Annotated in this window: 18 protein-coding genes; 9 read left to right on the forward strand and 9 right to left on the reverse strand. The window is 65.9% G+C overall.

Features of this window, described 5'->3' with window-relative positions:
* Positions 1-128: 128 nt before the first annotated feature.
* Positions 129-2,204 (reverse strand): lytic transglycosylase domain-containing protein, encoded by a 2,076-nt coding sequence (locus WFK61_RS23350; protein ID WP_336814457.1) that lies wholly within the window; start codon positions 2,202-2,204, stop codon positions 129-131.
* Between the two features lie 268 nt (positions 2,205-2,472).
* Between WFK61_RS23350 and dapA the strand changes: the two genes are divergently transcribed.
* Both dapA and smpB read left to right on the forward strand, forming a co-directional pair.
* Positions 2,473-3,366: a 4-hydroxy-tetrahydrodipicolinate synthase gene (gene dapA / locus WFK61_RS23355; protein WP_336814458.1), complete on the forward strand. Its 894-nt coding sequence runs from the start codon at positions 2,473-2,475 to the stop codon at positions 3,364-3,366.
* 163 nt (positions 3,367-3,529) lie between these two features.
* Complete coding sequence (smpB, locus tag WFK61_RS23360; RefSeq protein WP_336814459.1) at positions 3,530-4,003, forward strand: SsrA-binding protein SmpB; 474 nt, start codon at positions 3,530-3,532, stop codon at positions 4,001-4,003.
* Between the two features lie 8 nt (positions 4,004-4,011).
* Here smpB and WFK61_RS23365 read toward each other — a convergent pair whose 3' ends face one another.
* The 5 genes from WFK61_RS23365 to lepB form a co-directional block, all read right to left on the reverse strand.
* Positions 4,012-4,647 (reverse strand): LabA-like NYN domain-containing protein, encoded by a 636-nt coding sequence (locus WFK61_RS23365; protein WP_336814460.1) that lies wholly within the window; start codon positions 4,645-4,647, stop codon positions 4,012-4,014.
* 140 nt (positions 4,648-4,787) lie between these two features.
* On the reverse strand, positions 4,788-5,333 hold the full coding sequence (locus tag WFK61_RS23370; RefSeq protein WP_336814461.1) for a sugar O-acetyltransferase: 546 nt from the start codon (positions 5,331-5,333) through the stop codon (positions 4,788-4,790).
* 17 nt (positions 5,334-5,350) lie between these two features.
* Positions 5,351-6,268: a GTPase Era gene (era, locus tag WFK61_RS23375; protein ID WP_257731593.1), complete on the reverse strand. Its 918-nt coding sequence runs from the start codon at positions 6,266-6,268 to the stop codon at positions 5,351-5,353.
* Positions 6,261-6,992 (reverse strand): ribonuclease III, encoded by a 732-nt coding sequence (gene rnc, locus WFK61_RS23380; protein ID WP_336814462.1) that lies wholly within the window; start codon positions 6,990-6,992, stop codon positions 6,261-6,263. Before rnc ends, era begins: the two co-directional genes overlap by 8 nt.
* Entirely contained in the window at positions 6,989-7,756 is a 768-nt protein-coding gene (gene lepB / locus WFK61_RS23385; protein WP_336814463.1) for a signal peptidase I, read from the reverse strand. Before lepB ends, rnc begins: the two co-directional genes overlap by 4 nt.
* Positions 7,757-7,986: 230 nt before the next feature.
* Between lepB and aqpZ the strand changes: the two genes are divergently transcribed.
* Entirely contained in the window at positions 7,987-8,700 is a 714-nt protein-coding gene (gene aqpZ, locus WFK61_RS23390) for an aquaporin Z (RefSeq protein WP_336814464.1), read from the forward strand.
* Positions 8,701-8,791: 91 nt separating this feature from the next.
* On the opposite strand, the gene acpS is transcribed toward aqpZ, so the two are convergent.
* A complete protein-coding gene (acpS, locus tag WFK61_RS23395; protein ID WP_336814465.1) occupies positions 8,792-9,193 on the reverse strand; it encodes a holo-ACP synthase in 402 nt (133 codons plus the stop codon).
* Positions 9,194-9,263: 70 nt separating this feature from the next.
* Positions 9,264-10,016, reverse strand: coding sequence for a pyridoxine 5'-phosphate synthase (locus WFK61_RS23400; protein ID WP_336814466.1), 753 nt, complete (start codon positions 10,014-10,016; stop codon positions 9,264-9,266).
* Between the two features lie 213 nt (positions 10,017-10,229).
* Here WFK61_RS23400 and WFK61_RS23405 point away from each other — a divergent pair, with 213 nt between their 5' ends.
* The 3 genes from WFK61_RS23405 to WFK61_RS23415 all read left to right on the forward strand — a co-directional run bounded on the left by WFK61_RS23405 (position 10,230) and on the right by WFK61_RS23415 (position 14,807).
* Positions 10,230-11,942: an ATP-binding protein gene (locus tag WFK61_RS23405; RefSeq protein ID WP_336814467.1), complete on the forward strand. Its 1,713-nt coding sequence runs from the start codon at positions 10,230-10,232 to the stop codon at positions 11,940-11,942.
* Between the two features lie 103 nt (positions 11,943-12,045).
* Entirely contained in the window at positions 12,046-12,435 is a 390-nt protein-coding gene (gene rpoZ / locus WFK61_RS23410; RefSeq protein ID WP_291651738.1) for a DNA-directed RNA polymerase subunit omega, read from the forward strand.
* A 161-nt stretch (positions 12,436-12,596) separates the two neighbouring features.
* Positions 12,597-14,807 (forward strand): RelA/SpoT family protein, encoded by a 2,211-nt coding sequence (locus WFK61_RS23415; protein ID WP_336814468.1) that lies wholly within the window; start codon positions 12,597-12,599, stop codon positions 14,805-14,807.
* Positions 14,808-15,019: 212 nt separating this feature from the next.
* Here WFK61_RS23415 and WFK61_RS23420 read toward each other — a convergent pair whose 3' ends face one another.
* Positions 15,020-15,859 carry a LysR family transcriptional regulator gene (locus WFK61_RS23420; RefSeq protein ID WP_336814469.1) on the reverse strand — a complete coding sequence of 280 codons (840 nt, stop codon included), beginning with the start codon at positions 15,857-15,859 and terminating at the stop codon, positions 15,020-15,022.
* A gap of 112 nt (positions 15,860-15,971) precedes the next feature.
* Between WFK61_RS23420 and WFK61_RS23425 the strand changes: the two genes are divergently transcribed.
* The 3 genes from WFK61_RS23425 (at position 15,972) to parC (ending at position 19,666) form a co-directional block, all read left to right on the forward strand.
* Entirely contained in the window at positions 15,972-16,355 is a 384-nt protein-coding gene (locus tag WFK61_RS23425; RefSeq protein WP_336814470.1) for a tautomerase family protein, read from the forward strand.
* A gap of 181 nt (positions 16,356-16,536) precedes the next feature.
* A complete protein-coding gene (recO, locus tag WFK61_RS23430; protein WP_336814471.1) occupies positions 16,537-17,298 on the forward strand; it encodes a DNA repair protein RecO in 762 nt (253 codons plus the stop codon).
* 121 nt (positions 17,299-17,419) lie between these two features.
* Positions 17,420-19,666, forward strand: coding sequence for a DNA topoisomerase IV subunit A (gene parC / locus WFK61_RS23435; RefSeq protein ID WP_336814472.1), 2,247 nt, complete (start codon positions 17,420-17,422; stop codon positions 19,664-19,666).
* Positions 19,667-19,760 lie beyond the last annotated feature (94 nt).

The following is a 19,760-nucleotide window of genomic DNA, read 5'->3' on the forward strand; positions in this document are numbered from 1 at the left end:
GCTCATCAAGCGCCAGAAAAAGCCAATCGTCGCTATCGTCGCCATCATGCGACGCATCATCGTCGTCGCAAACGCAAGGCTCAGAGACGCTAAATACTGAGTTGATGACAAAGGTGGTTTGAACACCCTCAATCCCGCTTGCCGCCGCGCTTCAGGTCGTAGTCGATCAGATAGGCCGTGCGCTGATTCAGGCGCTCGCGATAGACCTGCAGGTTCTCCATCACGCGCTGGACATAGTTGCGCGTCTCGGAGAACGGGATGCGCTCGACCCAGTCGACGGCGTCGACCTCGGGATCGCGCGGGTCGCCATAAGCGGCGATCCATTTCTTCACATTGGGCGAGCCGGCATTATAGGCGGCGAAGGTCAGGATATAGGAGCCGCGCCACTCCTTCAGCAGGTCGTTGAGATGGGCCGCGCCCATCCGCGCCGCGTAGAGCGGGTCCTTGCCGAGCTTGTCCCAGTCGAAGGGCAGGCTCGCCCGCCGGGCGGTCTCGCGGGCGGTTGCCGGCATCATCTGCATCAGTCCGCGCGCACCGGCATGCGACATCGCGGTCGGGTCGAAGGCGCTTTCCTGCCGGGCGATGGCATGGACGATGGCGCGTTCCATCGGGTCGCCGAGCACGTCGAATTCCGGGATTCCGTTGACCGGATAGGCGGCCATGTCGAGCGGGAAGCCGCGTTGCAGCGCAGCCTTGCCGATGCCGACCTGCGCGCGCGCATCGGTCTCGCGCCGGGCGATGGCCGCGATCGCCTCCAGGGCTTCGGTCGTGTGCAGGCGCTGCGCCAGATCGTTCAGCATCAGCGTCGCGAGGTCGCGCTCGCCGATGCGGTAGAGCAGGCGCACGGCGCGATGGCCCGGGAGCGTCTCAAGCCCGGCGGCAACCGTGCGCCGCAGCGGCAGATCGGAGAAACCGAGCTTCGCCCGTGCCAGTTGCCCGTAATAGGCGATCGGCTGCTCGGCGGCCTTGCCGAAGGCGGCCTTGGCTTCCTCGGCCTTGCCGAGTTCCTCATAGGCGCGGCCCTGCCAATAGGCGGCGCGCGCGACCGAGATCGGCGTCTCGGCGATGGCCGCTGCCGCATCGAAATGCCTGAGCGCGACATCCGGCTTCTTGAGGAAGCGCAGCGCGACGAAGCCGGCATGCCATTCGGCCTCGATCCGCTCGGCCGCGTCCTCCGCGCCGTGGCCGGATGAGACCTCATAGGCCTTCTGCGATTGGCCGGCATCGAGCAGCTTGCGCGCGATGATGCGGCGCTCTTCCCACCAGCCATCGCCGTCGCCGAGCAGGGCCGGGTCGCGCGGGATCGCGGTCAGCGCCTTCACGGCATCGTCGAGCTTGTCGCCGCGGCGCGCCTGCTGGGCCTGCAGAAAGGCGAAGGAGACATCGCCGCGCACCGAGGCCGGTACGGCCGTGATCAGCTTCTCGGAGATCGGTCGGCGCGCCTTGGCGCTCGCAAGCCGTGCCTTGGCCAGCACGACATAATCGGCCGAGACGCGGACAGCGTTGCGCAGGGCCGCCTCGCCATTCTCGCGGAACAGGAAGCGCTCGGCCCGCAGGCGATGGTCGTCCTTGCTCAGCACCGTCTCGAAGGCGCCGAGCACGATCTTTTCGAGCGCCTGCCCGAACGGGTCCTTGCGCCAACTCTGGCGGATGAGGGCGTTGGCCTCCTCGGCCTTGCCTTCTTCCTTGAGCGCGATCGCCAGCGCGATCCGCCCGGCCGGCGAGACCGGCTGCTGGCCATGGAAGAAGGCGCGCACGATCGCCGGGCTCTTCTTCTCCGCGATCAGCGCCTCTTCGGCGCGGCGTCGAAAACGGGTCGTGGCCGGATAGTTCGGATGCTCGCGCAGGAAGGCGTCGATCCGCAGGAAGGAGACGGTGCCGGCATTGGCATGGATCGCCACCCATTCGAGCAGCGAGCGCACGGAGCGATCGTCGATCCGCGCTGCGAGATCGTCGCCCTCAGTGAGTGCGCCGCGGCGATAGGCGGCGACAGCCGTCTTCACGGCCTCGACATTGATGGCGTCCTCGCCCCGCAGCGCATTGGCGGGATAGGGCAGCGCGCCCGTGGCTTCGACATCGCCGAGCATGGCGAGCTTGCGCTGGGTCGCGAGCATGCCGTCATCGCCCGCCCGCGTCGAAGACGCCGAGAGCAGGGCGGGCAGCAGCAGGCAGATCAGTCTCCTCGCAGCGGCAGGCGAGGCCATGGCGCGGCTCCTGGCTTGGCATCGGGCCGAAAAGTGGAATCCACTTTTCGGAACAACCCGATGCCGGACAAAGGACTAGATCGCCACTTCGCGCCCCTCAGGGCGCTCGGCGATCTAGGGCGGGCATCAAGGAATGGTCGAGGAAGGGGGTTTACAGAGGCTTAACTATGAGGCCACGCATTTTCATGACTTGCCGGCTTTGCCTTGGCGAGACGACGGTTTATGTGTGGCGGCCCCGTAACCCGCGTTTTCGTCCCAGGATCGTCCCATGACCAAGCACATTGCCTTCACCGGCTCGATGCCCGCTCTGGTCACGCCGTTCAAATCCGGCAGGGTGGACGAGCAGGCGCTGCGCGCGCTGGTCGAATGGCAGATCGGGAACGGCTCGACCGGGCTCGTGCCCGTCGGCACCACCGGCGAGAGCCCGACGCTGTCGCATGACGAGCACAAGCGCGTCGTCGAGATCGTCATCGACCAGAACAAGGGCCGCGTCCCGGTCATCGCCGGCGCCGGCTCGAACAACACGATCGAGGCGATCGACCTCGCCGTCCATGCCGAGAAGGCCGGCGCCGATGCCGTGCTCGTGGTCACGCCCTATTACAACAAGCCGACCCAGGAGGGCATGTACCAGCACTTCAAGGCGGTGAACGATGCGATCGGTATCCCGATCATCATCTACAACATCCCGCCGCGCTCGGTGGTGGACATGTCGGTCGAGACGATGACGCGGCTCTACGAGCTGAAGAATATCGCCGGCGTGAAGGATGCGACCGCCAATCTCGCCCGCGTCTCGCAGCAGCGCCACGCCATGGGGCCGGATTTCATCCAGCTCTCGGGCGAGGACATGACCGCGCTCGCTTATATGGCGGCCGGCGGCCATGGCTGCATCTCGGTTGTCGCCAATGTCGCGCCGCGCCTCTGCGCCGACCTGATGGAAGCTGTCCAGAAGGGAGACTATGCCGGCGCGCTGAAGGTGCAGGACCGCCTGGTGCCGCTCCATGATGCGATCTTCAAGGAGCCCGGCCTTGCCGGGGCCAAGCACGGCCTTGCCCTGCTCGGCCGCATCGAGGAGGAGGTTCGCCTGCCGCTGATGCCGGTGACCCCGGCGACGGGCAAGGTCATTCGCGAGGCCATGGTTTTCGCCGGGCTGTTGAATGCCTAAATAGGACAGGTGGCCGCGCCGGAAAGCGCGGTCATTCGCCTGGCCGATCGCGGTGGGCGTCAGAAGATAAGATCAGTGTTTCCAGAGGCTTGGTCGCCGATTCCGAATCGGATTCTCAAGCTTTGGCAGCGCTGGCCATACAAGATGGGTTCAGCTGAGCGGCATGAAGAAACCTAATACGGAGCGCTATCGTCTGGCGGCGGATAACCGCAAGGCGCGCTTCAATTACGAGATCAAGGAAACCGTAGAGGCGGGCATCGCCCTGCAGGGGACCGAGATCAAGTCGCTGCGCGGCGGCAAGGCGACGATCGGAGAGAGCTATGCCGGCCCGATGGGGACGGAGCTCTTTCTGTTCAACGCCCATATTCCAGAGTATCTGGAGGCGAACCGCTTCAATCACGAGGTCCGTCGGCCGCGGAAGCTCCTGCTTCACAGGCGGGAGATCAACAAGCTGATGGGCGCGGTCCAGCGCGAGGGCATGGCCCTGATACCGCTCAAGGTCTACTTCAACGACAGGGGCAGGGCGAAGGTTGAGCTCGGCCTCGGCAAGGGCAAGAAGCTCCACGACAAGCGCGAGACCGAGAAAGAGCGCGACTGGAACCGCGACAAGCAGCGCCTGCTGAAGACCGGCGGGTAGGTTTCGGCCTACCCCTCGGCCGGCTCGTCGCCCTGGCGGATGCCGTAGCGGCGCTCGAGCGACGGGTTGCCCGGCGTGACCGGTGCCCCGGAGGCCGCGCCGCTGCGGCTGGCCCGCTCGGCCGGGTCGCGGCCGATCTTCTGCATGAGCTGGGCGAGGTCGACGAACTCGTCGCATTGGCGGCGCAACTCGTCCGAGACCATCGGCGGGTTGGTGGAGATCGTCGAGACCACCGAGACCTTCACGCCCTTGCGCTGCACCGCCTCGACCAGCGGCCGGAAATCGCCATCGCCGGAGAACAGGTAGATCTGGTCGAGATGCGGCGCGAGCTCCAGCATCTCGATCGCCAGCTCGATATCCATGTTGCCCTTGATGCGGCGCCGGCCGGTGGCGTCGGTGAACTCCTTCGCCGCCTTGGTGATGACTCGGTAGCCATTGTAGTCGAGCCAGTCGACCAGCGGCCGGATCGAGGAATACTCTTCGCTTTCCACCAATGTGGTGAAATAGAAGGCGCGGATCAGGTTGCCGCGCCCCTGGAACTCGCGCAGCAGGCGCCGGTAATCCATGTCGAAGCCGAGTTGCTTCGAAGTGGCGTAGAGATTGGCGCCATCGATGAACAGCGCGATGCGCGGTGCGGCGCTCATGGCAATCACTCCTGCTGAAATATCTTAAGGCATCAAAATGGACGCAAAACGCGTTCGAACAATGTCGTTTCACGACTGAAATTTGACAAGTTACAAGGGGTGACCGTGTCACCTTGACGCAGTGTGACAATGCCTCTGCGTCAGGGCCGCAAGCGCGCGGGATTGCCCACCGCGGTACCTCCGGCAGGCACGTCGCGCGTAACCACGCTGCCCGCGCCGATGATGGCATCGTCGCCGATCGTGACGCCGGGCAGGATGATCGCACCGCCGCCGATCCAGACATTGCGGCCGATCACGACCGGCCGTCCGAATTCCAGCATCTGCCGGCGCTGCTCGGGATCGCGTGGATGATCGGCGGTGAGAATCTGCACGCCGGGGCCGATCTGCGTGCCGTCGCCGATCGTGACCGCGACAACATCGAGGATGATGCAGTTGAAGTTGAGGAAGACGCCGTCGCCGAGACTGATGTTGTAGCCGTAGTCGCAATGGAAGGGCGGGCGGATGACGACATCACGCCCGACATGGCCGAAGGCCTCCTGCATCAGCGGCAGACGCGCCTCCGGCGTCGCCCCGGTCGCGTTGAAGCGTTCCATCCAGGCGCTGATGCGGCGGTTGTCGGCGATGAGCTCGGGGCTGTCGGCCCGGTAGAGCTCGCCCGCCAGCATCTTGTCCTTCTCGTTGCGCATCGCGGCCTCTGCGGGGCTCAGCCTTTGCCCTTGGGGAATTCCAGCCCCATCTCGCGGTAGCGCTCCGGATCGTCGCTCCAGTTCTCGCGCACCTTCACGAACAGAAAGAGATGGACCTTGGCCTCGGCCGCCTCGGCGATCTCGACGCGCGCCTTCTGGCCGATCGCCTTGATCGTCTGGCCACCTTCGCCGAGCACGATCTTCCGCTGGCCCTCGCGCTCGACATAGATCGTCTGCTCGATGCGGACGGAGCCGTCCGGCTTCTGCTGCCAGCTCTCGGTCTCGACGGTCGAGCGATAGGGCAGTTCGTCATGCAGCCGCTCGAACATCTTCTCGCGGGTGATCTCGGCGGCAAGGAAGCGCAGCGGCGCGTCCGAGATCTGGTCCTCCGGATAGAGCCAGGGGCCGAGCGGCAGGCGCTTCTCCAGCCAGGCCAGGATGTCCTTGACGCCATAGCCGGTCAGCGCCGCGACCATGAAGGTCGTCTCGAAGCTGCCGCGCTCGTTCACCTTGGCGGTGATTTCGAGCAGCTTCTCCTTCGGCACGGTGTCGATCTTGTTGAGGATCAGGAATTTCGGCTGCTTCAGCTCGGCGAGCTTCTCGAACAGCGCCGTGTTCTCCTCATGGTCGAAGCGCGCGACATCGACGAGCACGCCGATCAGGTCGGCATCGGTGGCGCCGCCCCAGGCGCTCGTGACCATGGCGCGGTCGAGCCGGCGCTTGGGCGCGAAGATGCCGGGCGTGTCGACGAAGATGATCTGCGCCGTGCCGGAAAGCGCGATGCCGCGCACCTGCGTGCGCGTCGTCTGCACCTTGCGCGAGACGATCGAAATCTTGGCGCCGACGAGCTGGTTCAGCAGCGTCGACTTGCCGGCGTTCGGCGCGCCGATCAGCGCGACGAAGCCGCAGCGCGTGGCTTGATCGGATTCAGACATTCTCGCCTTCCGGGTTGTCGTTCCACAGGCCTTCGCGCCTCAGGAACGTTTCGGCCGCGGCCTGCTCGGCCAGCCGTTTGGAGGGGCCGCGCGCCTCGGCGTCGGCGAGCCCCGAGATCTTGGCGGCCACGACGAAGACCGGCGCGTGGTCGGGGCCGGAACGGCCGCGCTCGCTATAGGTCGGCGTCGGATAGCCCCGTCCTTGCGCCCATTCCTGCAGCGCGGTCTTGGCGTCGCGCAGGGGTCGGACCGGCTTCAGCATGCGCTCGCCGAAGGCGCGCTCGACCAGGGCGCGGGCAGCTTCATAGCCGCCGTCGATGAAGACCGCGCCGATGATCGCCTCGCAGGCATCGGCCAGGATCGCCTTGTTCTTGCGGGCCCCGCCGAGGATTTCACCCTCGCCGAGCCGCATGAACTGGCCGAGATTCCAGCCCAGCGCCACCTCGGCGCAGGTCTCCTTGCGGACGAGATCGGCGAGCCGGCGCGAGAGATTGCCTTCCTCGGACTGCGGAAATTGCCGGAACAGCAATTCGGCGACCGACAGGCCGAGCACCCGGTCGCCGAGGAATTCGAGGCGCTGGTAGCTGGCGAGGCGCGAGTCCTCGGCGCTCATATGAGTCAGCGCCGTGGCGAGCAGGCTCTGGTCCGCGAAGCGGTGCTCGAGCACGGCTTCGAGCCGCGCGGTGTCCGGGGCCTTGCGCCCGCCTTCGCCCGCTTTGCTCACTTGATCGTGCTGAACAGACGGTTCCAGCGAACCGTGTAGGGCCATTCCCAGATCTTCCAGGCCGAGGCGCCGTCCTCGATCGAGAAGAAGATGATCTCGGCGCGGCCCACGAAGTTCTCGAACGGCACCGGCCCGACGCTGCGGTCGCGCGAGTCGAGCGAGTTGTCGCGGTTGTCGCCCATCATGAAGAAATGGCCGGGCGGCACGATGAAGACCTGCGTGTTGTCGAAGGTGCCGGTATCGCCCTCGCGCTCGATGATCTGGTGGCTGACGCCATTAGGCAGCGTCTCGCGATACTGGATCGTGGGCACGCTGCGGCCCCAGTTGTCGGCGGTTACGTAGTCGGCGATGCGCTCGCGCTTCACCGGCTGGTTATTGATGTGCAGGATGCCGTCGATCATCTGGATGCGGTCACCCGGCAGGCCGATCACGCGCTTGATGTAGTCGGTCGAATTGTCGCTCGGCAGCTTGAAGACGGCGATATCGCCGCGCTTCGGCTCGGCCGCCCAGATCCTGCCTGAGAACAGCGGCGGGCTGAACGGGATCGAGTGCTTGGAATAGCCATAGGTGTATTTCGATACGAACAGGTAGTCGCCGATCAGCAGCGTCGGGATCAGCGAGCCCGAGGGGATGTTGAAGGGCTGGAACAGCAGTGTGCGGATGACCAGCGCGATCAGCAGCGCCTGGACGACGACCTTGATCGTCTCGAGAACGCCACCTTCTTCCTTGGCCGCCTTGCTTTTGCTGTCGACGTCGTTGGCCACGCGGGCGCTCCTGAGACTGCGATCCAGCGCGCGGTCTAGCCGACTATCGCGCCTGCGACAACGCGCAAGAGCGGCGATGGGGAGGGCATCAGTGGATGGCGAAAGGATGTCAAATGCAAATGCAAAGCGGGAAAATGGCAGGATTGGGGTAGTTTACGCTCTCCCCGCAGATTGACGGCCTGCATTTTCGCCAACAGCATCACAGTCGCGCGACACTGGGGGAATCACTCATGAGCACGAAGAAACTCGCCGCCGAAGCCATCGGCACATTCTGGTTGACCTTTGCGGGTTGCGGCAGCGCGGTCATCGCCGCGGGATTTCCGAATGTCGGTATCGGGTTGCTCGGCGTTTCGCTGGCGTTCGGCCTGACGGTCGTGACGATGGCCTATGCCATCGGCCATATCTCGGGCTGCCATCTCAACCCGGCGGTGACGGTCGGCCTCGCGGCCGGCGGGCGCTTTCCGGCCGGGCAGGTCGTCCCCTATATCGTCGCGCAGGTGATCGGCGCGATCGTCGGGGCGGGCGTCCTTTATCTCATCGCGCGCGGTGCGCCGGGCTTTGATCTCGCCGGCGGCTTCGCCTCGAACGGCTATGCCGAGCATTCGCCCGGCAAGTACAATCTCGTCTCGGCCTTCCTGATGGAAGTCGTGATGACCATGATGTTCCTCTTCATCATCATGGGCTCGACCCATGGCAAGGCGCCGGCCGGCTTCGCGCCGCTCGCGATCGGCCTTGGCCTCGCCCTGATCCACCTCGTCAGCATCCCGGTGACGAACACCTCGGTGAACCCGGCCCGCAGCACCGGCCCGGCGCTCTTCGTCGGTGGCTGGGCCATCCAGCAGCTCTGGCTGTTCTGGCTCGCTCCGCTGATCGGCGGCGTGCTCGGCGGCGTGATCTATCGCTGGCTGAGCGACGAGCCGGCGGGCGAAGTCACCGGTCGCTGAGCGGTCAAGACGTCAAAAGCCGCCGTCGTTCCGGCGCATCGCTCCGCGGTGCTCCGGAATGGCGGCGGTTTTCGTTTGAAGGGAAGGCGGTTCAGGCGACCGGCCGCGCCTCGATCACCACGAAGGCCTGCGCCAGCGGCGGATCGTCCGTCAGCGAGACATGGACGAAGGCCTCGAAGCCCGCCGGCGTCATGGCCTTCAGTCGCTCGGCGGCACCGCCGGTCAGGCGCATGGTCGGGCGCCCGCCCGGCAGGTTCACCACTTCCATGTCGCGCCAGAACACGCCGAGGCTCATGCCGGTGCCCAGCGCTTTCGAGCAGGCCTCCTTGGCGGCGAAGCGGCGGGCATAGGACGCAGCGCGGGTGGCGCGCCGGTCCGATTTCGTCCGCTCGCCTTCCGTGAAGACGCGGTGCGTGAAGCGCTCGCCGAAGCGCTCGAGCGAGCGCTCGATCCGGCGGATGTCGCAGAGGTCGGAGCCGATGCCGAGGATCATCCCCGCGATGTAGCGCGCTTTGCGCCCGACAGGAACCGCCTTGGGGCTGGGAAGAGCTGTGCCCGGACGCTCAGCGGCCGGCGCGGCCCTCGTCCATCGCCTGCCGCATCCGGCGGATCGCTTCTTCGAGGCCGATGAAGATCGCCTCGCCGACCAGGAAATGGCCGATATTGAACTCGACGAAGGCCGGCACGCGAGCGAGCGTGCGCGCCGTGTCGTAGTCGAGCCCATGCCCGGCATGGACCTCCAGCCCGAGCTTGACGCCAAGCGCTGCGCCATTGGCCAGCCGCTGGAACTCCGCCTCGGCCTTCGCGGCATGACCGTCGATGACGGCATGGCACCAGCTGCCGGTATGCAGCTCGATGACCGGCGCGCCGAGCTTGGCCGACATCACGATCGGGGCTTCGTCCGGCTCGATGAACAGCGAGACGCGGCAGCCGGCCGCCTTGAGCCGCGCGATGGCGGGCGTGAGATGGGCTTCCTGCCCGACGACATCGAGCCCGCCCTCGGTGGTGCGCTCCTCGCGCTTTTCCGGGACGAGGCAGGCCGCGTGCGGCTTCAGCCGCTCGGCCAGGGTGATCATCTCTTCGGTCGCGCCCATCTCGAAATTGAGCGGCTTGGTCAGTTCGGCCGCGAGACGTTCCATGTCGGCGTCGCGGATATGGCGCCGATCCTCGCGCAGATGGGCGGTGATGCCGTCGGCGCCGGCGGCGATGGCGAGATGCGCGGCACGCACCGGATCGGGCAGGGCGCCGCCGCGTGCGTTTCGCACCGTGGCGACGTGGTCGATATTGACGCCCAGGCGCAGCCGGTCGGCCATCATGCATCCCCCTCGTTTCTTTGAGTCTTGCTTAGACGAAAGCGGCGCACCGGCTCAATGCAGGGATTGTGATGCCGGGCTCACGAAATGTGATCGGTGTGGTCGCGTTGGAAATCTTTACGAAACGATAAAGCGGAATGACGGTTCGCCGTGAAGGTAATCGTAACCGACGCTTCGTAGTGTCGAGATACGTCATGGCAGAATTCAGTTGATCTCATGCAACTTCCACTGAAGAACGCGGCCTTTCACACCGATGTCCTGCCGGACAGGCGTGATGCCAACCAACCGCCCGAGCGCGCGCTGGGCCGCGTCATCGCCTGCGACGGTTCGCGCGCCACGATTCTCAGTTCGGTCTCGACCGGGAGCTGGCTGGCGGGGGATGCCTGGGCCATCGGCCGCATGGTGTCGATCAATCTGGGATCGAGCCGCATCGTTGCACTGGTCTACAAGCTGCATGCCGTCGAGCCCGCCTGGAACGAGGCCGAGGAGAACCCGATCCAGGTCGAGGTCGAGTTCCTTGGCGAAGTCCTGGAAAGCCCTGAAGGCCGCACGCGCTTCCAGAGCGGCATCAGCACCTTTCCGCCGATCGGGGCCGTCGCTCATCGCATCCGCGCGGGCGACCTCGCGCTCGTCCACGATCTCGGGGATCGCTCGGGCGTCGAGATCGGCCATGTGACGCAGGATACGAGCATTCCAGCGACCGTCAGCATTCAGGACATGCTGTCGCGCCATTTCGCTCTGGTCGGGACCACCGGCGTCGGCAAGTCGAGCGCGGTTTCGCTGCTGCTGCGCCGCGCCGTTTCGGTGCGCCCGCGCCTGCGCGTCCTTATCCTCGATCCGCATAACGAATATTCCAGCGCCTTCCCCGACCTTGCGCTCACCATCGACGGCGAAAGCCTCGATCTGCCCTTCTGGATGTTCAAGCAGGAGGAACTGGCCGAGGTCGTGTTCCGGGGGCGGGCAGCCCTCGACGACGAGCCGGACATCCTGCGCGAGGTCGTTGCGGCCGCGCGGACGCGATATCGCATGCCCAGCAGCGGGCAGGAGCTGGCACGCGATCTCGGCTCCAGCCTGCTGAAGCGCCCGCTCGATCTGGGCACATCGCGCCAGCCGGCCGAGGCGGCGCCGACGGCCGGCGTCGATGCGGCCACGCCCTATCGTCTTAAGGACGCTTTCTCCGTCATCGACGAGATGATCGGCCTGCACGAGCAGCGTTGGCCCCGCGCCGCCCTGCGCTCGCTCAAGGTGCGGCTGGAATCGCTGCATGCCGATCCGCGCTACCGCTTCATGTTCGGCCGGGCCAACATGTACGAGACCGTCGCGCCGATCCTGGCCCAGGTCTTCCGCATCCCGATGCATGGCCGGCCGATCACGGCCTTCCAGCTAGGCGGCCTGCCGGGCGAGGTCGTCAACGCGGTCGCTTCGGTGCTGTCGCGCCTGGCCTTTGACCTTGCGACCGCGAGCCAGGGCGCCTGCGAGATCCTCGTGCTCTGCGAGGAAGCGCATCGCTACGTGCCTTCGGACACCTCGCTCGGCTTCGCGCCGACGCGGCAGGCGCTCGCCCGCATCGCCAAGGAAGGCCGCAAATACGGCGCCTATCTCGGCATCGTGACGCAGCGCCCGGGCGAGCTCGATCCGACGATCCTGTCGCAGTGCTCCACCGTCTTCGCGATGCGGCTGGCCAACGAGCGCGACCAGCAGATCATCCGCTCGGCGATCTCGGATGCCTCCGCCAGCACGATCAATTTCCTGTCCTCGATCGGCAATCGCGAGGCGATCGCCTTCGGCGAGGGCGTCGCCACGACGATGCGCATGCGCTTCGCCGAGCTCAAGCCGCATGAATTGCCCGCGATGGGCGCGCGCGGCGGCGAGGGCGCCAGCCGATTGGAGCCGACGCTGGACGACATGGTCAGGCGCATGCGCGCCTGACGCCATGCGACGAAGCCGCGAAATTCTTGCATCGCGGTGGCTTTGCCTGTAAGGCCGTGCTCAATCCATTTCCCTGCATCGCTGAGATCGGAAGAAGCCGGCCATGGCTCGCGTTACCGTTGAAGACTGCATCGACAAGGTCGAGAACCGCTTCGAGCTGGTGCTGCTCGCCAGCCATCGCGCGCGGATGATCCAGTCGGGCTCGTCGATTCTCGTTCCTCGCGACAACGACAAGAACCCCGTCGTCGCGCTGCGCGAGATCGCCGACGAGAAGCTCAAGCCTGAGGATCTCAAGGAAGACCTGATCCACTCGCTGCAGAAGCATGTCGAGGTCGACGAGCCGGAGCAGGAGACCGTTCCGCTGCTCGCCAGCCCCACGAGCGCCGCGACCCCGGACAGCGAAGTGCAGTTCGACCGCATGAGCGAAGAAGACCTGCTGCGCGGCCTCGACGGCCTTGTGCCGCCGACCGAGAGCGCCGACGACGAGGACTGATTCCCGTCGCGTGAATCGATTGTTCACTGTTTCCCGTTAAAGCCCGGCAGTGCCGGGCTTTTTCATGCCCGCTATCCGGAAAACGCCTTGCTGCCGCCAATGCCTGTGCAAATAATAATGTGTTGCAATGATTGCAGGATGAGGTTGGGGTCCGCATGGGCATGATGCGGCAATATGAGCTCGTTGACCGGGTCAGGAGCTACAATCCGAATACCGACGAGGACCTGCTCAACCGGGCCTATGTCTATGCCATGCGTGCTCACGGCACGCAGAAGCGCGCCTCCGGCGATCCCTTCTTCGCGCATCCGCTCGAAGTCGCGGCGATCCTGACCGATCTCAAGCTCGACGATGCCACCATCGTCGCTGCCGTCCTGCACGACACGGTCGAGGACACGGCCGCGACGCTGGAAGAGATCGAGACCATGTTCGGGCCGGATATCCGCCGGCTCGTCGACGGTCTCACCAAGATCAAGAAGCTCGACCTCGTCTCGAAGAAGGCGGCGCAGGGCGAGAACTTCCGCAAGCTGCTGCTCGCCATCGCCGACGATATCCGCGTGCTGCTGGTCAAGCTCGCCGATCGCCTGCACAACATGCGCACGCTCCATTTCGTCCCACCCGAAAAGCGCCTGCGCATCGCCGAGGAGACGATCGAGATCTATGCGCCGCTCGCCGGCCGCATGGGCATGCAGGAACTGCGCGAGGAGCTGGAGGAGCTCTCCTTCCGCCATATCAAGCCCGAGGCCCACGCCACCGTGACCAAGCGGCTGGAGGAGGTGACCGAGCGCGAGGGCAAGGTCATCGGCGAGATCGAGGAGGACCTGAAGGGCAAACTCGCCGCGAGCGGCATCCAGGCAGAGGTCTTCGGGCGGCGCAAGCGCCCCTATTCGATCTGGAAGAAGATGGAGCGGAAATCCGTCTCCTTCGAGCAGCTTTCCGACATCTTCGGCTTCCGCGTCATCGTCGACAGGCCGGAGGATTGCTACCGCGTGTTGGGCATCGTCCACATGACCTGGCCGATGGTGCCGGGCCGCTACAAGGACTACATCTCGACGCCGAAGCAGAACGACTACCGCTCGATCCATACAACCGTCGTCGGCCCCGGCCATAGCCGCGTCGAACTGCAGATCCGCACCGACAACATGGACCGCATCGCCGAATACGGCATTGCCGCCCACGCCCATTACAAGGACGGCCGGGCCGGCGAGCCGATGGGCCTTGCCGACGAAAGCCGCGCCTATCAATGGCTGCGCCGCACCGTCGACCTGCTGGCCGAGGGCGATAGCCCGGAAGAGTTCCTCGAGCACACCAAGCTCGAGCTCTTCCATGATCAGGTCTTCTGCTTCACGCCGAAGGGGCGGCTCATTGCCCTGCCGCGCGGCGCGACCCCGATCGACTTCGCCTATGCCGTCCATACCGATGTCGGCAACAGCGCTGTTGGCGCCAAGATCAACGGCCGCATCGCGCCGCTGCTGACCGAATTGCAGAACGGCGACGAGGTCGAGATCACCCGCGCCGACGGGCAGGCCCCGCCGGCCGCCTGGGAATCGCTCGTCGTCACCGGCAAGGCCCGTGCCGCCATCCGCCGCGCCACCCGCGCTGCGGTGCGCCGCCAATATGCCGGCCTCGGCCGCCAGATTCTCGAACGCGCCTTCTCGCGTGCCGAGCGCGCCTTCTCCGACGACAAGCTCAAGGCGGCGCTGAAGCGCCTCGCGCGTAACACCGTGGATGACGTGCTCGCGGCAGTCGGGCGCGGCGAGATGTATTCCGGCGACGTGGTCAAGGCGGTCTATCCGGACCTGGAACCGGAGAAGCGCGGCTCGGCCGATGGCAAGCCGGGCGCTGCCGCCAATGGCAAGGGCTGGTTCGAACTGCGCCAGGGCGAGAACCTCAAGTTCAAGCTGCCGGGCGAGGCGCCGGACAATGCAATCCCGATCCGCGGCCTCGGCGGCGATCTGCCGGTGCGCTTCGCGCCGCATGGCGGGGCTGTGCCGGGTGACCGCATCGTCGGCATCCTGACGCCGGGCGAGGGGGTGACGATCTATCCGATCCAGTCCCCGGCGCTCGCCGCCTTCGACAACGAGCCGGATCGCTGGCTCGATGTCCGCTGGGACCTCGACGACAAGGCGCCGCAGCGCTTCCCGGCGCGCATCGCCCTGAAATCGATCAACGAGCCGGGCTCGCTCGCCCAGATCACCACGACGATCGCGGAGCATGACGGCAACATCGATTCCGTCGCGATGAACCGGCCGAACCAGGACTTCACCGACGTCACCATCGACCTCACGGTCTGGGACCTGAAGCACCTCTCGGCGATCATCAGCGAGCTGCGCGAGAAGCGGGTGATCAGTCGCGTGGAGCGGGTGGTCGGGTAAGGCGGGCAACAGCTCGACGGTTTCCGGTCGACACGGGCTTTGTCATTCCGGGGCTTCGCGCAGCGAAGAACCCGGAACCCACGACCGGGTGAACCGATTGCAGCCGAGTACGCGCTGTCCCACCCCGTCGTGGGTTCCGGGTTCGCGCCTGTGGCGCGCCCCGGAATGACAGGCGTGGCTTCCAAGCCACCATAATCAGGTCAGATCAGCCATTACCTCCGGAACGCCGCAGCCAGCTCGCGGACAAACGCGCCAGCGCGCGGCGTCGCGACATTGCTCCTGAGCACAACCTGCGACCCGCCAAGCGGTGGTAGCCCCCATGCGGGGCCGATATCGACCGTGCCAGCCGGCGCGATCCGCGCGGCGAGCGGCGAAACGCCGAGACCGACCTGAACCGCTGCCGCGACTGCCGCCATGCCGCCGCCGACGAAGGCCTCGCGCCATGAGATGCCGGCGCGGTCGAGCGTATCCATACTGTGCTGGCGCAGGCGGCATTCGGCCACGAGGCTGACGAGCGGCACGGGCGCATCGGCCTGCCGTACGAGACCGGGCGCCGCGAACCAGCCGACGGCATCGTCGCGCAGCACCTCGCCGGTTCGCCCCGCCGCGAGCCGGCGCACGATCACGACATCGAGCTCGCCCCGCTCGAACGCCTCTTCCAGCATCCGCGACGGCTCGATCCTGAGATTGATGACGATGCCGGGATCATGTGCCGTCAGGCGCGCCAATACCGCCGGAACCTCGGCGCCGACAGCCTGTTCGCTGATGCCGACCGCGATATGTTCCGGTGTCGTCGTGAAGGCTGCGAGCGCCTTGCCATGGGCCGCGAGCAGATCGCGGGCGGCCGGCAGGAAGCGCTCGCCCTCGGCCGTCAACCGGACGAGCCGCGGATGGCGCTGCAGTAGCAGGCGCCCGAGCCCGTCTTCCAGTCGCTTCACCCGCGTGCTGACCAGCGATTGCGTCGTGCCGAGTGCCTCGGCGGCGCGGGTGAAGCTTTTCAGTTCGGCCGCGCGCAGGAACGAGGCGACCGCGTCGATATCCAGAGTGCTCATAAATCATAATACCATATCACTGATATCATCATAGATACGATTTTCAGATTGAATCGAGCGATCTATGGTCTCCTTCGACAGGCGCGGTTGCGCCTCGACACGGAGACAGACCATGCCCCTGATCAGGATTTCCATGCGCCGCGGTCGCCCGGCTTCCGAGCCCGCCGCCATCATCGATGGCGTCTACAAGGCGCTGCGCGAGACTTTCGAAGTGCCGGAGAAGGATCTCTTCGCCGTTGTCCACCAGCACGATGCCGACGAATTCGTCTTCGACGCCAATTATTTCGGCTTCAATCGCAGCGACAGGCTGGTGATCATCCAGCTCACCGTCGCCAATACGCGCGGCGTCACGCAGAAGAAGAAGCTCTACGCCGCGATCGTCGAGAATCTCACGAAGGAGCCCGGCCTGAAACCGGACGACATCTTCATCAACCTCGTCGAGGTCAAGCGCGAGGATTGGTCCTTCGGCGGCGGCATCGCGCAATACGTGGCGTGAGGCACGCCCCGTCTTCACCAACCGCGTCGTCATCCCGGACAAGCTGCGGAGCAGCGCAGATCCGGGATCCATCGTAGAGCGCCGGAGCCCTATGATGGATCCCGGCGCTCCGCTTCGCTGCGGCCGGGATGACGGCGCGCGTGAAATTGCGGCGCCGCGCGTCACGCCCTAAACCCTCCTCATGGAATGGACCGACGAGGGCACGATCATCGGCCTCAAGGCTCATGGCGAAAGCGCCGTGATCCTGGAGGTGATGACGCGCGAGCACGGCCGTCATCTCGGTCTCGTCAGGGGCGGGCGCTCGTCCAAGGCGCAGGCTTCGCTCCAGCCCGGGAACAATGTCTCGCTGACCTGGCGCGCCCGGCTCGACGAGCATCTCGGCGAATACAAGGTCGAATTGCTGACCTCCCATGCCGCCCGCCTGATCGCGGCTCCGGTCGCGCTTTACGGGCTCGGCACCATCGCGGGCCTGCTGCGCCTGCTGCCGGAGCGCGATCCGCATCCCGGCCTCTACGAAGGGCTTTCCGTCCTCGTCGCTCATCTCGACGAGGCGGAGATGGCGCCAGCCCTGATCATCCGCTTCGAGTTGGCGATGCTGACGGAGCTGGGTTTCGGGCTCGATCTGGCGCGCTGCGCCGTCACTGGCTCGCCCGATGATCTCAGCCATGTCTCGCCGAAGTCCGGCAAGGCGGTCAGCCGGCGGGCGGCTGAGCCCTATCTCGACCGCCTGCTGCAGCTGCCATCATTCCTCGTCGAGGGGCAGGGCGGGCGGCGGCCATCCCCGGCCGATATCCTCTCGGGCTTCGCCCTGACAGGCTTCTTCCTGCGCCGCCATATCCTCGATCCGCGCGGCCTGCGCGAGCCTCCCGAGCGGGCGCGATTGGTCGAAATGGCGACACGGGCCGCGTCGAATGCGCCGCCCGCCGAATCATCCACCGCCTAAGCGCGAAAAGGCGCTCCCTGCGTTTGCGCGGGGGGCTTCGTACCTGCATTGTTCTGGCGGGCTGATTCGTGCTGTGCCATAGAAGCCGCGCGAATTTCGACGAGACGAGGGCTGACGCAGCATGGGCAAACCGGTCGATCCGCCGCCGGAAGACGAGTCCGAGCGTATCGATCTGAAATCGGCGCTCGAAGAGCGCTATCTCGCCTATGCGCTCTCCACGATCATGCACCGCGCCCTGCCGGACGCACGCGACGGCCTGAAGCCGGTCCACCGCCGCATCCTGCACGCCATGCGGCTGCTCCGGCTCGACCCCGGCCAGGTCCACAAGAAATGCGCCCGCATCGTCGGCGACGTCATCGGCAAGTTCCACCCGCATGGCGACCAGTCGGTCTATGATGCGCTGGTGCGCCTCGCGCAGGATTTCGCCCAGCGCTATCCGCTCGTCGACGGGCAGGGCAATTTCGGCAATATCGACGGCGATAACGCCGCCGCCTACCGCTATACCGAAGCGCGCATGACCGAAGTCGCGCGCCTCCTCCTCGACGGCATCGACGAGGATGCGGTCGATTTCCGCGAGACCTATAATGGCGAGGACGAGGAGCCGGTCGTGCTCCCCGCCGCCTTCCCGAACCTGCTCGCCAACGGCTCGCAGGGCATCGCGGTCGGCATGGCGACCTCGATCCCGCCGCATAATGCAGCCGAGCTCTGCGACGCCGCGCTCTACCTGATCCAGCATCCGGAGACCTCCTCCGAGCAGCTCATGACCTTCGTGCCCGGCCCGGATTTCCCGACCGGCGGCATCATCGTCGAGAGCCGCGCCTCGATGGCGGAGACCTACCGTACCGGCCGCGGCGCCTTCCGCACCCGCGCGCGCTGGCATGTCGAGGACCAGGGCCGCGGCACCTGGCTCGCGGTCGTCACCGAGATCCCCTACATGGTCTCGAAGGGCCGGCTGATCGAGAAGATCGCCGAACTGCTCAACGACAAGAAGCTGCCGCTGGTCGCGGATCTGCGCGACGAGTCGGCCGAGGATATCCGCATCGTCATCGAGCCGCGCGCCCGCAATGTCGATCCCAACCTGATGATGGAATCGCTGTTCCGGCTCTCCGAGCTGGAAGCGCGCATTTCCATGAACATGAACGTGCTGACCGGCGGGCTGGTGCCGCGCGTGCTCGGCCTTGCCGAGGCGCTGCGCGCCTGGCTCGACCATCGCCGCGAGGTGCTGCAGCGGCGTTCGCGCTTCCGTCTCGGCCAGATCGACAAGCGCCTCGAAATCCTGCGCGGCCTGCTGATCGTCTATCTCGACCTCGACCGGGTGATCAAAATCATCCGCGAGGAGGACGAGCCGAAGATCGAACTGATGAAGGTCTTCGAGCTCACCGAGATTCAGGCCAACGCGATCCTCGACACGCGTCTGCGGGCGCTCCGCAAGCTCGAGGAGATGCAGCTCAAGACCGAGCTCGACGAACTGACCAAGGAGAAGGAGCAGATCGAGACGCTGCTCGGCTCCGAGGCGACGCAGTGGAAGACGATCGCCTGGGACATCCGGCAGGTGAAGAAGACTTTCGGCCCGGAAACCGCGATCGGCAAGCGCCGCACCGATTTCGCCGATATGCCGGAGACCGCCGATATCGACCTGACCCAGGCCATGGTCGAGCGCGAGCCGATCACGGTCGTGATCTCGAAGAAGGGCTGGATCAGGGCGCTGAAGGGCCATGTCCAGGACAAGTCGAGCTTCTCCTTCAAGGGCGATGACGCGCTCCAGACGGCCTTCTTCACCGAGACGACGGCGAAGGTCTTGGTGCTGGCCTCGAACGGCAAGGTCTTCACGCTGGATGCGTCCAAGCTGCCCGGCGGGCGCGGCTTCGGCGATCCGATCCGCCTGATGATCGAGCTGGAGGAGACGGCCGAGATCGTCTCTGCCTTCCCCTACAAGCCGGGCTCGAAGCTGCTGATGGTGTCGAGCGAGGGCAGGGGCTTCGTGGCGCCGGCCGACGATGTCGTCGCCAATACGCGCAAGGGGCGGCAGGTGCTCAATGTCGACGGCACGCATGTCGCGATGCTGGCGGTGCCGGCCGATGGCGACCATGTCGCGATCATCGGCGAGAACCGCAAATTGCTCTGCTTCCCGATTTCTGAAGTGGCGGAGATGGGCCGCGGCAAGGGCGTGCGCCTGCAGCGCTACAAGGATGGCGGCCTCTCCGACGCCAGGACGTTCAACCTCGCCGATGGCCTGACCTGGCTCGACACCTCCGGCCGGACCTGGACGGTGACGCAGGCCGATCTGCTCGAATGGCTCGGCCACCGCGCCGAAGCCGGCCGCCTGCCGCCCAAGGGTTTCCCGAAGAGCAATACGTTCGGCGGGTGAGGGTATCGGTTCGCGCGTCATGCTCGGGCCAAGCCCGAGAGTGACGCAAGATCAGGCGCTTGCGCGCAAAACTGGAATCAAGCCCGCAGCCGCC

The organism is Allobosea sp. MMO-172, assembly GCF_037147855.1.
Lineage (GTDB): Bacteria > Pseudomonadota > Alphaproteobacteria > Rhizobiales > Beijerinckiaceae > Allobosea.